General features: G+C 43.9%; 11 protein-coding genes. 6 read left to right on the top strand and 5 right to left on the bottom strand.

Annotation, left to right across the window (positions count from 1 at the left end):
• Positions 1-33: 33 nt before the first annotated feature.
• On the bottom strand, positions 34-921 hold the full coding sequence (locus tag DFO72_RS24465) for an MBL fold metallo-hydrolase (protein WP_395858202.1): 888 nt from the start codon (positions 919-921) through the stop codon (positions 34-36).
• A gap of 117 nt (positions 922-1038) precedes the next feature.
• Positions 1039-2457 (bottom strand): TerD family protein, encoded by a 1419-nt coding sequence (locus tag DFO72_RS24460; RefSeq protein ID WP_113884898.1) that lies wholly within the window; start codon positions 2455-2457, stop codon positions 1039-1041.
• 344 nt (positions 2458-2801) lie between these two features.
• Here DFO72_RS24460 and DFO72_RS24455 point away from each other — a divergent pair, with 344 nt between their 5' ends.
• Positions 2802-3527: a glycerophosphodiester phosphodiesterase gene (locus DFO72_RS24455; RefSeq protein WP_113884897.1), complete on the top strand. Its 726-nt coding sequence runs from the start codon at positions 2802-2804 to the stop codon at positions 3525-3527.
• A 169-nt stretch (positions 3528-3696) separates the two neighbouring features.
• On the opposite strand, the gene DFO72_RS24450 is transcribed toward DFO72_RS24455, so the two are convergent.
• The 3 genes from DFO72_RS24450 to DFO72_RS24440 form a co-directional block, all read right to left on the bottom strand.
• On the bottom strand, positions 3697-4137 hold the full coding sequence (locus DFO72_RS24450) for a hypothetical protein (RefSeq protein WP_113884896.1): 441 nt from the start codon (positions 4135-4137) through the stop codon (positions 3697-3699).
• A gap of 9 nt (positions 4138-4146) precedes the next feature.
• The gene (locus DFO72_RS24445; RefSeq protein WP_113884895.1) at positions 4147-4497 is read right to left on the bottom strand and encodes an ASCH domain-containing protein; all 351 of its coding nucleotides are present in this window, start codon (positions 4495-4497) and stop codon (positions 4147-4149) included.
• 129 nt (positions 4498-4626) lie between these two features.
• Positions 4627-6318 carry a glutamine--tRNA ligase/YqeY domain fusion protein gene (locus tag DFO72_RS24440; RefSeq protein WP_113884894.1) on the bottom strand — a complete coding sequence of 564 codons (1692 nt, stop codon included), beginning with the start codon at positions 6316-6318 and terminating at the stop codon, positions 4627-4629.
• A 300-nt stretch (positions 6319-6618) separates the two neighbouring features.
• Between DFO72_RS24440 and DFO72_RS24435 the strand changes: the two genes are divergently transcribed.
• From DFO72_RS24435 to DFO72_RS24415, 5 genes are all read left to right on the top strand, one after another.
• On the top strand, positions 6619-7383 hold the full coding sequence (locus DFO72_RS24435) for an alpha/beta hydrolase (RefSeq protein WP_113884893.1): 765 nt from the start codon (positions 6619-6621) through the stop codon (positions 7381-7383).
• 181 nt (positions 7384-7564) lie between these two features.
• Positions 7565-8767, top strand: a complete 1203-nt coding sequence (locus tag DFO72_RS24430) for an MFS transporter (RefSeq protein ID WP_113884892.1) — start codon at positions 7565-7567, stop codon at positions 8765-8767.
• A gap of 621 nt (positions 8768-9388) precedes the next feature.
• A complete protein-coding gene (locus DFO72_RS24425; RefSeq protein WP_113884891.1) occupies positions 9389-12139 on the top strand; it encodes a dynamin family protein in 2751 nt (916 codons plus the stop codon).
• 179 nt (positions 12140-12318) lie between these two features.
• Entirely contained in the window at positions 12319-15114 is a 2796-nt protein-coding gene (locus DFO72_RS24420) for a response regulator (protein ID WP_113884890.1), read from the top strand.
• Positions 15115-15211: 97 nt separating this feature from the next.
• Positions 15212-16027 carry a CheR family methyltransferase gene (locus DFO72_RS24415; protein ID WP_113884889.1) on the top strand — a complete coding sequence of 272 codons (816 nt, stop codon included), beginning with the start codon at positions 15212-15214 and terminating at the stop codon, positions 16025-16027.
• The last annotated feature ends 143 nt before the right edge of the window (positions 16028-16170 follow it).

The raw sequence follows: 16170 nt of genomic DNA, 5'->3' as shown, positions 1-16170 counted from the left end.
AGATCCACCCGATTTGGTGAACCTTGCTTTTTTTTAGCCTTCCCCGTCTACATATTTTCCGTGGTCAGGAACGGCAATTTCATCAAAATCATTTACGAGTTTGGCGAGGCTTTCCCTTAATACAGCAGCAGCCATTGGAATGCCATGACCTGTGATGGCGACATCTGGCTGAAGGGCTTCAAGTTTCTGTACGGAAGTCCGGGCAGAATCCCAATCAGTTGTGAGGTAGCGGGGCGGGCCGCTGATTTCCTGTTCCTGGGTGAGCACACTGTATAAGGACTCCTGCTTCACTGTTACGAAAGCGTCACCTGCAATCAGCACGCGATCAGACTCCCTGAATAAGGAAACGTGGCCGGGAGTATGACCTGGTGTGTGAAGCCACTTCCATCCTTCCATATGGGGAACATTTCCGTCTCCAGGCAAAGGCTGAATATGGGTGCCAAGATCAATGCCTTCATGCGGAAAAGTGGGGGACATCTTTGCGACAAGTCCGCCTTCAACACTCGAGTCAGGTTTTGGATAATCCTGCTGTCCCGTTAAGAATGGCATTTCAAGTGTATGAGCGTATACAGGAACCTGCCAGCGCTCAACTAAATCAATAATTGCACCAACATGGTCAAAGTGGCCATGTGTAAGTATAATGGCTTTCGGTCTGGCGTTCTCTCCAAATAGTTCTTCCGCCGCATCCATGATTTTCTCTGCAGATTTTGGCATGCCTGCGTCAACGAGAACCCAGTCACCAGGCTTTTCTGATATACGCACAAAACAAACATTCACAATCTGTACTGTCAGGCAGTAGACTCCATCTGCTTCATTAACAATCATTCCACTCGTGGAGGAAGTCATGGGCATATAGCGTTCAGTAGATGAACTTTCCTTCAAGGATATTACCTCCTTAGTAATTTTAGAAATAAAGGGCATTTATCTTTTTGAGTATACCCGCATGTGAACTTTGTATGCGGCATATTCAGGAGGAGCAGGGAATAAATGCAAAAAAAGCTCTGCCTGAAATTAGGCAGAGCTTGGGTGTATCACATATTAAGATAGAAATTCATGCGGATTTAATCCGAGTTCCATGCAGATCTCTGTAACAGCCTGTTTTTCATTTTGATCAAAGTTCCCGTCAGCATAACCGATCGCGATGCAATAACGGGCTACGAGGCGGGCGATCTCAGGCTTATTTCTTACCCGGCCAACTGCTTTGAAGGCTTCGGCCCGGCCGATGATCGGATCCATCTCAATCCGCTGGACGAACATATTGAATTGCTGTATCACTTTTTGTGTATCAAACACTTTTAATTCCTGGCTGCTGTTTACAAACTCGACCATCTTTTGACGTTCAGTTGGATCCAGCCTGCCATCTGCCATGCCGACAAGGGCGCATGAAGCTACAACGGCGTCCAGAACATCCTGGCTTTTGAATCGTGTAAACAGCTCCTGGGCACGGCGCTTTTGGTCATTGGCCCACTGTGCGTAATCCGTCTGATTAGGTGACCATGAATTGCCGCAGGAATTACAGGTAAGCTTCAGCTGGTTTTTTCCGATAAAGCCGCCAAGAAGTCCTACAGGCCCCAGGATGAGTCCGCCAATCGCCGCTTTTCCAAGGCCAAATCCTTTTTGGCCAGTCCGGATGTTAGTAGATCCGCAACGGGTGCAGACGATATTTCCATCTGTATAGGATTGAGCCTGCACCGGCTGCCCAATACCTGTCTGCCCGCCAAATGAAGTTGGCTGAGAAGGTGGCGTGTTGTAAGAAGTCTGATTGTAGGCAGGCTGGCCAAAGGACGATGGGCTGTATCCTGGTTGTGCCTGCTGGCCAAAATGGGATTGCTGCTGATACTGACCCTGGCTGAATGAGGGCTGCTGACTTGGAGCAGGCTCATCATCTACGGAAACGCCGAAATTGCGGCAAAGGGCAGCTAATCCGCCCTGGAATCCGCTTGCAATGGCATTGAATTTCCACTCGCCATTGTGACGGTAAAGCTCTGCAGCGACGATTGCTGTTTCAACAGTAAAATCCCGCCCAAGGTCGAAGCGGAGAAGCTCTTCATTTGTCATAGCATTAAAAATTCTCACATAAGCATTGGAAACTTGCCCAAAGTTCTGCCCTTTCATCTGGGCATCATGAATGGTAATAGTAAAAGCAATTCGATGGATATGCTGCGGCACCTTATTTAACTCGATGCGGATCTGCTCATCATCCCCGCCGCCTGCCCCAGTTCTATTATCACTGCTATATAGGATCGAACCGTTTCCACCGGATGGATTATTATAAAACACAAAGTCACTATCACTTTGAACTTTGCCGGATGCACCTGTTAAAAAGGCTGAAGCGTCCAGGTCATATTGCGATTGATTATGACTGACATCCCAGCCCAATCCTGCCACTACAACCTGCAAACCAGGATTGGTTTTGGTCAAATCTACTTTTTGTCCCTTGCTCAATCGAACTCCCACAGATTTCACTCCTAATTTGTTTTTATACTTAGAATTTAATAACTATGTACTTCGGAGAACTGTCTAGCTCCACAAGGAACGCTTCGACAGCTTAATCATCGCACAACTAAAAGCACTGGCTTTTAGGAGGAGCGCCTACCCCTTCGAGGTGTCGTGGATGGGCAAGGCGTTTCCTCTTTTCTTTTTATACGTTCTGAGTAGAAAGAAGTTTCATAGTTTTCATTATAAGGGAATTGGAAGCGAAGTAAAACTTGAGCGGCTATTCTGAGGATGAAAAAATGGTTTTGGGACAGACCGTAGAATAGAATATTAATCATGATGTTATTGACATAGGAGGAGATAATTTGAATAAAAGAGCAAAAGTCTTTGCACACCGCGGCGTCAGCGGACATTTTCCAGAAAACACGATGGCCGCATTCCAGGGTGCATTGGAGGCAGGGGCAGATGGAATTGAATTGGATGTGCAGATGGCTAAGGATGGGAAGCTGGTGATCATTCATGATGAAACTGTGGATAGAACGACAGGCGGCACCGGTTATATAAAAGACATGACCTTCGATGAAATCCTGCGGCTTGATGCAGGGAGCTGGTTTGGGAATGTTTACACGGGCGAAACAATTCCGGATCTGGATCAGCTTTTACAATGGGCAATTAGGGAAGGAAACGAACTCCTGATTAATATTGAATTAAAAAATGATTTGATTGAATATCCCGGTATGGAAGAAAAGGTTATTGACCTTATCCTAAAATATAAATTGGAACAGCGTGTCATAATATCATCTTTCAATGCAGAGAGTCTGAAAAGAGTCCGGGAATTGCATGCCACTTTGCATACGGGCTACTTGATTGAAGGCATCCCTGAAAACACACTCGAAATGGCGAAAAAAATCGGGGCAAACAGCATTCATTGTGAAGAGGGATTTGCTCTATCGGGATTTGGCAGGAAAGCAAAAGATGCGGGGTTTCCCCTGCGGGTATATACCGTAAATGATGAAACCCGCAGCAGATTTTTAAATAGTGCGGGAGTGGAAGTAATCATGACCGATTTTCCGGAAAGGTTTTTGAAATAAAGAGTTTATTGCCTGCGTAAATTTCATTTATTCACGAAACATTCAATGTACTCGCGGAAATTTGGATTTATCAGTGGACATTCGGATATAACCAAGGATTCTAATGCCATGCTGAAGAATGGCATCAAAAAAACAAGCGCGGATCTTCAGCGCTTGTTTTTAGTTAACTCTACCAAAGTACAGGCTTAGCCACCATGAACCAGAGCATGAGCATTAATAGAAAAAGGTAGATCCAGACTGAGCGGGTAAGCTTCCTGACAAGAAAATGCTGATCTGCTCCAGGCTCATCAAATTTCTTCAGAACAGGAGAGAAGGCACGGGCAAGAAAAAAGACTGAGCCTCCCATCACCGCCAGGGTCGCAACGATCCAGGATGTCGTCCAGTCCCAGTGGCTGTTCACGATAAGAAGGACACCCGAGCCTACAAGTACATGTCCTGCATGCTTGACAAGGCGCACGGATGTCCTGAAGATGCCTATGTAAGCCTGCTGAACCCCTGGCTCGGCCGTTTCCAATTTATTGACAATTGGAATCAGAACAAAAAATGGGCCAACAGAAAGTATGGCACTGCTGACATGGATGTACAGCAGTATTCGGTACAGTATGTCCATCCCGGCAGATTACTTCTTCACTGCGCTGAATTCATGAACCCATACACGCATTTGCGGCAGCCAAGGCATTCCCGGATGCATCGAAAGGATTGATTGTTTGTAGTCTTCTAAGCTTTCAAAGCCTTCCTGGCGGGCATGATCGTCTGTTAACTCACCAAGGGATTGGGAATAAACTTTATCTACAACAAAGTCCTGGCCTTCAAGTGTCATGATTTCCCCGACATCAGCATACCTGCCATTACGGCGTGTGGCTGTTTTTTTTCCTGCAAGAACCTTCTCAACGTCCTCTTTAACTGTGACCATTCGGTCTACGGAACATGTTTTTGGCGGTAATGTATTTGGATCATGCTGATTTGACATTATGCTATTCCTCCTTATGTAAATGCTTACCTTTTAAACCTTACCATATTTTCAAACCGGAAGGTAGATGTGTTTAAGAACAGTTTTTTACAAAAAAAGCTTGAGGAAACCCTTCCTCAAGCTTAGAAATTACTTTAACTTAAATGAACTCTTCAGCGATACAATCCTGTTAAAAACAGGTTTTTCTGCTGTTGTGTGTTTCGGGTCAACATTGAAATAGCCATGACGGAAAAATTGGAATTTATCCTGGGCTTTTACATCCTTCATGTTAGGTTCAATGAAACCATTAACAATTTCAAGTGAGTTCGGGTTCACATAGTCAAGGAACGTTTTTCCTTCAGCATCGTTTTCAGCAGCATCATCTGTGTCTGCCTCAGCGTTCCGATCGGCATCTTCGTCCAGAATCAATGGCTCGTATAAACGAAATTCAGCCGGAATGGCACTCTTTGCATCCACCCAATGAAGCGTGCCCTTCACTTTTCGGCCTGTAAAACCTGTTCCGCTCTTCGTTTCAGGGTCATATGTGCAATGCAGCTCAACAACATTGCCATCCTCATCCTTGATGACATCGTTGCACTTGATGAAGTATGCATGCTTTAAGCGTACTTCATTGCCAGGGAAGAGGCGGAAATATTTTTTCGGCGGATCTTCCATGAAATCGTCCTGTTCTACAAAAATCTCCCTCGAGAAAGGAATTTGACGCATGCCCATTTCCGGATTTTCCGGATTGATTTCCGCATCAAGCATTTCAGTCTGATCTTCCGGGTAGTTCGTGATCACAACCTTTAACGGACGAAGTACGCCCATTGTACGAGGGGCTTTCAATTTCAGGTCTTCGCGGACATAATGCTCAAGCATAGCTTCATCCACTACACCGGAACCTTTTGAAACACCCGTTTCTTTTACGAACTCGCGGATTGCTTCCGGAGTATAGCCCTTGCGTCTTAGACCGGAAATCGTAGGCATGCGCGGATCATCCCAGCCATCAACATAATTCTCTTCCACAAGCTGCTTCAGTTTTCTTTTGCTCATAACTGTATTAGAAATATTCAGGCGGCCAAACTCGATTTGCTGCGGTGTGCTTTCCATTTCACACTCTGAGACAACCCAGTTATATAGCGGACGCTGATCTTCAAACTCGGTTGTACATAAGGAATGGGTAACTCCTTCAATTGCATCCTCAAGCGGGTGGGCAAAAGCATACATCGGATAGATGCACCACGTATCACCCGTATTGTGGTGAGTTGCATGTGAAACACGATAGATAACCGGATCGCGCAAGTTCAGGTTCGGTGATGACATGTCGATCTTTGCTCTGAGAACTTTTGCTCCATTTTCAAATTCTCCATTCCGCATACGTTCAAATAAATCAAGATTCTCTTCAGCTGAACGGCTGCGGTATGGGCTTTCTTTTCCAGGCTCTGTCAGGGTTCCGCGGTATTGGCGGATCTCTTCCTGGCTTAAGTCATCCACATATGCTTTTCCTTTCTTGATTAAAAGAACTGCACGGTTATACATTTCCCCGAAATAATTCGAAGCAAAGTGAAGCTCCTCCCAGTCGTAGCCAAGCCATTTAACATCTTCTTTAATGGCATCCACAAATTCCTGATCTTCCTTTAGCGGATTCGTATCATCAAAACGGAGGTTCGTCCTGCCGTTAAAATCATCTGCCAGGCCGAAGTTGATGACAATCGATTTGGCATGTCCGATATGAAGATAACCGTTCGGCTCAGGCGGGAAACGGGTAATGACCTCTTTGCGCTTTCCCGACTCCAGATCCTCTTTAATAATCGTTCGTATAAAATTTGAATTGTTTTCCAAACCGGTATCAGCCTTTCTGTTTATGTAGTTAGTACTTATTTTAATAATATCGGGAAGGAAAATAAAGCGAAACTTCCCGTTGCTGCGCTCCTAAGGCTTGCTTTTTGTTTATAGGGCAATGCTGCTTTTTTCTTTATTCATTCTATCTATTATAAACAAGACGATGCTGGAAAAAAAGTTTTTATGAAGACTGGATGCGAAGTTTTACAAAAATGTTAAATACTTTCAAATAAGAAGGGATAGAGGGATGTGAAAAGAATATCTTTAATAGGAATTAATCTATTGAATGGAGGAAGGATCATGTCTGAAAAGTATCCGATTTTAGAAGGCGCGGAACCTTTTTATTTTGAGGGAAATGAGATTGGGATTCTGGTTTCGCATGGTTTTACCGGTTCAACTCAAAGTATGCGTCCGCTTGGGGAAGCTTATGCAAATGCAGGGTATACGGTCTGCGGTCCAAGGCTGATGGGACACGGCACTCATTATGAAGAAATGGAAACAACGACCTATCAGGATTGGATTCATTCTGTTGAAGAGGGCTATCAGTGGCTGAAAGAGCGCTGCAGTACGATATTCGTTACAGGTCTGTCGATGGGCGGCACCCTGACATTGTATATGGCCGAGAAATATCCGGAGATTAAGGGGATTATCCCGATTAATGCAGCTATTGAGATTTCTGATATGGCGGCAGCAGCCAGCCTGGAGGATGTCCGCTTCCTGGATGCAATTGGTTCAGACATTAAAAACCCTGATATAAAAGAGCTTGCCTATGAAAAGACACCGGTTAAATCGCTTGGTGAAATAACGGAACTGATGATGAAGGTCAAAGCCGATTTAAGAAAAGTGAATTGTCCTGCGCTGATTTTTGTCTCAAAAGAAGATCATGTAGTTCCGCCTTCCAATTCGCAGGAAATATACAGCAGCATTAAATCAGCTGCAAAGGAATTGGTCACCCTGGACAATAGCTATCATGTGGCAACATTGGATAACGATCAGGACATCATTATAGAAAGAACACTGCATTTTCTGCAGCGGGTACTGGAAACAAGCAGTCTGCAGGGGTGATGGGGGAGCTTAATCTGGCTCCTTTTTTTATTGACTTTAATTGAAGGTTTTCATTGTCTCAATAAAGTTCTATCCCTTGAAGTGATGCAAAATTCCCGTTCCTTTTTCCAATCAGTTATGGTAGTATTTAGTGATCCGAAATAATTAACTGATTTATTCTTTAGATAAAGGAAAGCGGGGGATGCAGATGGTAAAGGCTGTAAAAGAGACTTTGTGGACAAAGTCTTTCATTATGCTGATGGTCGGGAATTTATTTGTCTTTATGTCGTTTCAGATGCTGATTCCCACACTGCCTCCATATATAAAGTCCATAGGTGCAACTGGTCTTGAAATTGGGCTGGTTACAGCGCTGTTTTCGATTGGAGCCGTTCTGAGCAGGCCTTTCATCGGATTCATGCTTGAATATAGAGCAAGGAAGAAGCTGGTGCTGATTGGGGCAGCGGCACTTCTGGCCATAACGGTTATTTATCCGCTGTCAAGCGTGGTGATGATTTTTCTGCTGTTCCGGTTCATCCACGGACTCGCTTGGGGCTGGTCAACTACTGTGAATGGGACAGCAGCTGTGGATGTAGTGCCTAATTCCCGTCTTGGAGAGGGAATGGGTTACTATGGCCTCAGCGTTACGATCGGGATGATCATCGCTCCGAGTCTTGGTATCTATCTTTATCAGATTACCTCTTTTACCAATCTTATTTATATTTCGAGTATACTTGGCGTAATTGCCATTGGGCTCCTATCTATTGTTCGCTACGAAACACCTGAAGCTGTTCTGAAAACAAGGAAAGAGGATCTGAAATTCTCTTACTTAGGCTCTTTAATCGAAAAATCCAGCTGGTTTCCTGCCTTTATTACGATTATTGTGACATTTGGATATGGCTCCATCGTAACGTTCATCGTTATTTTTGGAGAAGAGCGCGGTATTGATCAGATTTTCCTTTTCTACCTGTTCAATGCAATTATGGCATCGCTTTCGAGGCCGATTGCCGGAAAATGGTTTGACCAGCGGGGGCCAAGGGGACTTGTACTGCTTTGCACGTTCCTGACCTTTGTCGGCATGTGGGTACTTTCTTTGGCTCACTCGAATTTGTTTATTATCATAAGCGGAATTTTGTTCGGAATTGGCTTTGGATCATTGATTCCTACTCTGCAGTCATGGACGCTATCAATGACACCATCCAACCGCAGGGGTGTGGCAAACGGAATGTTCTTCTCATCCATCGACCTTGGCATTGGGCTAAGCGGCCTTGTGTTTGGTGTGCTTGCACAGTTTGTGGAAACGGCAGCACTATTCCAAATATCAAGTGTGTTCCTGATTCTTGGCATGGCTGTTACAATCCTCTATGGCAGACGGCGCTCAGCTGCCCGGCCGCAGCAAGCCTCTTGATGAAGAATAAAAACTGGCAGGCATGAATATATATTTCTGTCTGCCAGTTTTTATTTTGATTGAGGTGGTATTAATATATAGAAGCTGGTTCTAACTATTAAGAATATTACACAGGAATACAGCAATGTTTCAAAAATGATAGAGAAATGAAATTTTTTGCAGAAAAATTTTTGTTACAATATAAGGATAAAGGATGAAAATTGGCGCATTATGCGTTTTTTTAAAGATAAGAAGGTAAATTCTGAAGTTAGATAACAGTCTAGCTCCAGGTGCCATCGGCTCGAGGTCATAAGCTTGTCTTGTTTCGGCTCCTAGGGACTCGAGGTCATAAGCCGCTCCCTTCCAGAAGGAAAAAACACCTTCTTACAGGGACCGTCTTATGCTAGTCGTCCCTGGGCAGTCGCCTCAACAGTTCTTTCAATCCGGCCAAAAGGTCAAAGAACAACCTTTCAGCCGGCTCGTCTTATGCTTGTCGCCGATAGGCGGGCGCCTTCCGCTTTTTTTATAAAGCATGCTGATAAAGCCTATGAAATTAGGGAATCAGCAGGCTATTCAATAAAACTCTTTTAAAAGCCGGCGCCTTTAGGCGTACTTTTAAAAATAGCACTGCGGGGGATCAAGATGACTTTAGAGAAGCAGCTAATCAGCAAAACCTTTTATGAGACCTTCATGGAATCTAATGAAAATGTGCATCCGATCAGGGTTTTGGGTGAACTGTATGTTGCTGAGCAGCAGAACGAAGTGCCCGATTTAACCAATATCCGTTTCGCCCAGGGTGAGGTGTATTTCCTTAACAAGGATTATGAAGCGGCCATTTTTAAATGGGAGAGCATTCCGAATGAATTGGGGCCATGGGCACAGAAAAATATGGCTGATGCCTATTTTGAATTGGATTTGCTTTCAAATGCAGAGGACTTTTACAAATCTATTGAGACAGATTCAGAAGTGCTAAAAACCGAGGTGCTCCTTCAGCTGTTTTCACTTTACATACAGCGCGGCAAGCTTGAAATGGCTGTTGAATCCATTAAGGAAGCGGTCCGATTAAATCCGGATTATCCGGATGTGACTGATCTGGCACGCGGATTCTTTGAAGAACACAGCGATTGGGGAAATGCGGTGGAGCTGGCTGTCAATGAAGCAATCAGGACGGAATCCCTATCCTGGTTTGAAGTTCTTCATTCGTATGTGGACCAGGGGCGGACAGCTAAAATGGAGCCAAACTATTTCAGTGAGGCGCTTTCGGTGTTATACCGTGTGGACCAGGCTCATTTTGAGAGTTTATCAGCCGCTCTGTGGAATAGCTACAAGAAATCAGATCTGTATTTCTCATGGCTGAAAGAATATAACCATCTTCTCCTTAATATGGAGCCAGGGCGCTCACATACATGGAGCCTGCTTTCCGAGCTTTACAAGGATACTTATTTTGAACTAATCAGCGGTAAGCATCTTATCAGGGACTTATCACACCTGATACCGAATCATATAACTAACTGGGTGAAAATAGCTTCACCTTCACATTCCCTTGTTTCGGCCTCAGCAGTGCTGGCCTGGAGCGAAATTTTCCCGTCTAATATTGATTCTTCAGCTGTCAGCGAGGCAGAAGGCCTTGTGAATCGCTCTGTCCGCTATCAGGATGGCTTGGAGGAAAGCTTCAAGCTATTTGAAAATGTCATGAAATGGGCGAAGGAAAAGGGCGTTCTGATGGGTGAACGCTTTGAATGGATGGTCCGTGAACTCCTTGATTTGGATGCAGGGCATTTGCTGATTGCCGGCGCGGCTTCAAATGGGAAATCCTCGTTTGTGAACACTCTTCTCGGTGAAGAGCTGATGGGGGATTCCACTTCTGCTTCAGTGCTGTTCAAGGATAGTGATGAAGCGGAAATTCATGCCGTTACGGACGAGGAAGTGCGGAGTATTTCTGACCTGGAGGACTTTAGGCAAAGCGCAGAAAAAAGCCAGCAGACGCTTATCCGCTGCAGAATGCCATTCGCCTTTTTACAGAATAATAGACTTGCTGTCATTGATACGCCAGGTCTTGCGGGGCAAAGCAAGTTCAGAAATGGTGTGTTCCAATATCTCCATTTCGCAGACAGCATGCTGTTTGTCCTGAATGCAGATTCGCCTCTGACAGATAAAGAGCTGGATCTTGCTGTAAGAATGAGAGAACAGGCTCCGGAATTGCCTATTCATTTCCTTCTCAGTAAAATGGACCGGATTCCAGACAGCCAGGATGCTATGGATCTTCTTGATGAAACTCAGTCCCGTGTTCATACCTACTTTCCAAAAGCAAAGGTGTTTGCTTTCTCCGCCTATTATGAAAGCGAAAGCCAGCTGAATGATTTAGCAGTCTTTATCAAGTCGATAATGGATGGACGGAACCGGAAAGAAGAGCGTACAGCAAAGGTTCTTTACTATATTAAAAAATCGATCAAATTCCTTCTTGAAAAGCGCGTTGAGATGGAAAACAGCTTGATTGATACTATTAAATGGAACGAAGAAATGGTAACAAAACTTAAGGGTGCTAACAATCAGCTGAGTGATATGGAAGAAGAAAAGATCCGGACAATTAAAAAGTCCTACAGCCAAATTAAAGATAAAATGAGACAGGATCTTGAGAAAAGGATTCCGGAACTGCTTCGGAATTGTTCAGAAATGGTGACAGAGGACAGTGATTTTGGAAAAATCCATACTGAACTCAATGACGAAATGAATAATCGGGTACATGAATATATTGAAGAGACTGTTTTGCCGGATTTCCATGTTTCCATTCAGGAATGGATTGCTGAAAGTGAAGGAGAGTTCAGAAGCAGCCAGGCATATCTGGATGAAATGAGCGAAAGCTTCAATGAGCTATATGATGGCGAAGAGAAAATCTCGCTGGACTGTGACTTCAGGGTTCTGGATGACTGGCGCCGCGACGCGGATCGAATGACGCGGGGAAGTGTTCAGCTGGATAAGGCAAACATTCTAAACCGCTTTTCTCCATCGCAGTTCCTGCTGAAGAGTGCAGGCAAGCTGCTTGGTGCGATCCAGCAGAATAAAGCCATGCTCCATAATAAATATAAACAGTTCATTGAACATGAAGACTATAGCGAGATCGCAGAATCCATCACCAATAAATTCATGCAGCAATTTGAACTTTTCGAGAAATCGCTTGAACGGGATATAAAAATGTTTTTCAGAAATCCGTTCGATGTATTGAATCATACGGTTGAAGAGACCTACAAGGACATTGCAGAAAATAAAGAAGCTTTAAGCGATATGCGCAAAAATCCTGAGATTTACCAGGATCCTCTGACACTATTTGACCTGAAGCTCCGCCAGTTTGAATGGATAACTTCAGCAGGGGAAAAAGTTAAGGAATATCGTTAAACATCAGGAAGGAGTTTTCCTTCCTTTTTTTTATGAAAAAAATAGAAAAGCAGGTTTGATTTATAACGGATAAGGGTAAAGAAGCTAGTCTATTAAAATCCTAAACTCATAAACGTGAACATGAACTTGAGAACGGAAACAAAGATAAAGAAATATTGGGGGAAAGAAGGAGAGAACAGGTGAGCTTTAAGAGAAAGCAAATAATGGGTTTGGGCCTAACCGTATTTTTTATGTTTATTCTAATGTTTGTCATTCTGTCTATGGTGAACGGAATGAAGGCAAATATGCTGGAAATTGTGGAGGATCGCTATTATAAGGTAAACCAGGCTACAGAGATCAGACAGCTTTTTTACCAGACAGATCAGCAGCTGCTGAGTGTGCTCACCGACATAGAATCGGCAGATCCAGCCATGACGGCTGAATTGATTGAGGCAAACCATGAAGGGATAAAAACCCGGATTTTTAAATTGGAAAATGAATTAAATAGACAGAAATCCAGCCTGCTATTAAAGGAAGTAGAACAGGCATATGAATCTTATGCCCAAATGCAAAACAGCTTCATTGGATTAATGGGAAGCGGAGATCTGGATTCCTTGGAAGATCTGTACAGGGATGAAAGGGAAAACCGAAACTCTCTTCTAGTAAAGCTGGCTGAATTTAAAGAATATCAGGAATCCATCATGGCTGATTCCCTGGAAAGTGCAAATGAAACGTATAGCCAGTTACTATCGACTTTGGTTGCTGCGGTTGCAATAGCCATTATTTTAATCATCGGAGTGACAGTTTGGGTGATTAGAAGTACAGGCAGAAGCATCAGCTTAATTATAAAAGGGATTAAGGATATTGATTATCAAGACCTTTCTTCCATTTCAAGGCTGAATATCGAAACAAAAGATGAGATTGGTGAAATCGCAATAGCCTTCAACTCTATGGCTGATTCACTCGAGAACTATTACGTAAAAGAACAGCGCTATTCGGCTGAAATCAGTGAGCAGAACTGGATTCAAAGCCAGTCTGCTGCATTAGTAAGCATTTATAGCCAGCATGTGACTATAGCAAATTTGGCAGATGATTTTATTTCCAGGCTTGCTCCTGCCGCCGGAGCCAATCTCGGAGTCTTTTACGTAAAAGATGACAGCGGAAGCAAACCTGTATTTAAAAAACAAGCTGCTTATGCCGATGGGGCGGAAGATGCGGGAAGAGACTTTTTCTTTGCTGGGGAAGGAATGGCAGGGCAAACAGTCAGGGATAAGAAAACAATATTCCTTCATGATGTTCCTGAGGACTACAAGGTCCTATCAACCGGTTTGGGAGATGTCAGGCCGAAAAGCATCATGATGGCACCCGTCATGCTCAAAGACGAGGTCGTTGCAGTTGTAGAATTGGCAAGTTTGAGGCAGTTCACTGATGTACAGATCAAGCTCCTGGAAAAAGTAATTGAAACATTAGGAATAGCCATTACGAATATTTCAGGAAGAATGGAGATCGAACGCTTATTGGCAGAATCTCAGGCACAGACAGAGGAACTGCAGGCACAGGCTGAAGAGCTGCAGTCCCAGTCGGAGGAGCTGCAGGCGCAATCTGAAGAAATGCAAAGTCAATCTGAAGAGCTGCGTATGATTAATGAACAGCTTGAAGAGCGCTCCAGAGATGCGGAAATGAAATCCGAAGAACTTCAGGCTGCCAAGGAAGAGCTGGAGGAAAAAGCAAAGCAGCTGAGTTTAAGCTCAAAATACAAGTCAGAATTCCTGGCAAATATGTCTCATGAGCTGCGCACGCCGCTTAACAGCATATTGCTTTTATCAGAGATGCTGACAGAAGACCCGGATCAAATGCTCACTGAGGAACAGAGGGAGTTTTCCAAAGTTATTCATACATCAGGACAGGATTTGCTTACCCTGATCAATGATATTCTGGACCTTTCAAAAGTAGAAGTAGGAAAATTGGAGATCAGTTTTGAGGAAGTCAATATGGGTGAAATGTCGCAGCGTATGAAGCAGCATTTTACACAAGTGGCAAAGCATAAAAACCTTGAGTTTACTGTAAGCTCTTCAGAAGAAGTGCCGCCTGTATTCAATACCGATGAGCAGCGGCTGCAGCAAATTGTGAAAAATCTCCTGTCAAATGCATTTAAATTTACGGAAGAAGGTTCAGTAGCAGTCACTTTTGAAAAAGCCGCACAGAGCGATTTCTTTGGTTTGCCGTTATCCACCTATACAGATGATTGGCTTAAAATAACAGTGCTGGATACAGGCATTGGCATTCCAGCAGAAAAGCAGCAGCTGATTTTTGAAGCCTTCCAGCAGGCCGATGGAGCCACGATGAGAAAATATGGCGGAACGGGCCTGGGATTGTCCATCTCCAAGGAATTTGCCCAGCTGCTCGGCGGCATTTGCAAAGTGGAGAGTGAAGAAGGAAAAGGAAGCCGTTTTACACTGGTCATTCCGAATTTGCCAAACGGCATGCCTGAAATTGAGGCAGGAACGCTTGCTTTTGAAGAAGCTGCAGTAACCGCTGAACCTCTGGAGGAAGTGTATGAGGCAGCAGAACCCCTAGCTGCTGAAGGAAATAGTGAAGCAGAGCATCAGCATACAGGTACTGAGCTTAAAGATAAAACAGTCATTGTCGTAGATGATGATCACAGAAATATATATGCGCTGAAAAATGCATTAAATAAAGAAGGCATGAATGTCCTTACAGCAGAAAACGGGATGCAATGTCTGGATTTACTAATGGGTACAGAAAAGATTGATATTGTGCTGATGGATATTATGATGCCGGTTATGGATGGTTATGAAACCATGAAGAGGCTTCGCGGGCTGGACAGGCATCAGGATGTTCCAATCATTGCCCTTACTGCCAAGGCAATGAAAGGCGATAGGGAAAAGTGCATGGAAGCGGGTGCAACAGATTATATCAGCAAGCCATTAAAACTGGACCAGCTGCTGTCCGTTATGAGGGTGTGGCTTTCATAGAAGGAACAGGAGGAGCGCCATTTCTAATGTACGGACAGAATGAGGAGCTTTCCCCGCAGCCATAATTTTATTCTCGAAAGTTGAGGAATGAATAGAATTGAAAAAGGAAGAATTAGAGATAGATTTACTTTTAAAGGCCATTTACGGTTTATCAGGGTATGATTTCCGGCAATATATGCGCTCTTCTATTGCAAGGAGGATCCAAAATCGCATTAGCAGGGATCGGCTGCCCAGCATAACAAGCCTCACAGAGAAGGTTATACATGAAGAAGGGTATCTGCAAAAGGTCCTGAGCGATTTTTCAATCAATGTTACCGAAATGTTCCGGGATCCTTCGTTTTTTAAAGCTTTTCGAAATGAGGTAGTCCCGATGCTCAGAGAATTGCCTGAGATCAGAATTTGGCATGCAGGCTGTTCGACTGGAGAGGAAGCCTATTCCATGTCTATTTTGATGGAAGAAGAAGGTCTGGGAGAACGAACTAAAATTTATGCCACAGACATCAATGAAAAAGTGTTAAAAAAAGCAGAGAGCGGAATGATCCCTCTGCAAAAAATGCAGCTCTACACAAAGAATTACATTATGGCAGGCGGAAAAAAATCATTTTCAGAATACTACACTACAGATTGTGAAGCAGCTTATTTAAAATCATCTCTGCTTAATCGAATGGTTTTTGCGCAGCATAATCTGGTGACCGATGGTTCTTTTAATGAATTTCATGTGATTATATGCCGCAATGTCATGATATATTTTAATACTGATCTGCAAAGCCATGTTTTTAATCTTTTCAATGAAAGCCTCAGCATGGGGGGAGTTCTGGGACTTGGAAGCAAGGAAGCGCTGAGGATGGAAGTGCCTGTATTTGAAGAAATCAACCTGCAGGAAAAGATTTTCAGGAAGACTGCTCCAGCATAAGAAAAGCGGAAGCCCCTTGCCCGCAAAGGAACGAAGATCATGAACGCCACGTCCTGTGGCAACGTCAGCATGACACGCATCATCCCAAAAGCTGCCGAAGCGTTCCTTATGGAGCTAAACAATATTTAAGGTTCAAAAATAAT

The organism is Cytobacillus oceanisediminis, from assembly GCF_004366035.1.
GTDB lineage: Bacteria > Bacillota > Bacilli > Bacillales > Cytobacillaceae > Cytobacillus > Cytobacillus oceanisediminis_C.
The sequence above is the reverse complement of the archived record's forward strand: the minus strand, read 5'-3'. Positions and strand labels throughout refer to the sequence as shown.

Excerpts from the sequence above, each read along its gene's own strand:
- DFO72_RS24465 (WP_395858202.1), bottom strand. The coding sequence starts at position 921 with ATGCCCTTTATTTCTAAAATTACTAAGGAGGTAATATCCTTGAAGGAA.
- DFO72_RS24450 (WP_113884896.1), bottom strand. The coding sequence starts at position 4,137 with ATGGACATACTGTACCGAATACTGCTGTACATCCATGTCAGCAGTGCC.
- DFO72_RS24445 (WP_113884895.1), bottom strand. The coding sequence starts at position 4,497 with ATGTCAAATCAGCATGATCCAAATACATTACCGCCAAAAACATGTTCC.
- DFO72_RS24435 (WP_113884893.1), top strand. The coding sequence starts at position 6,619 with ATGTCTGAAAAGTATCCGATTTTAGAAGGCGCGGAACCTTTTTATTTT.
- DFO72_RS24430 (WP_113884892.1), top strand. The coding sequence starts at position 7,565 with ATGCAGATGGTAAAGGCTGTAAAAGAGACTTTGTGGACAAAGTCTTTC.
- DFO72_RS24425 (WP_113884891.1), top strand. The coding sequence starts at position 9,389 with ATGACTTTAGAGAAGCAGCTAATCAGCAAAACCTTTTATGAGACCTTC.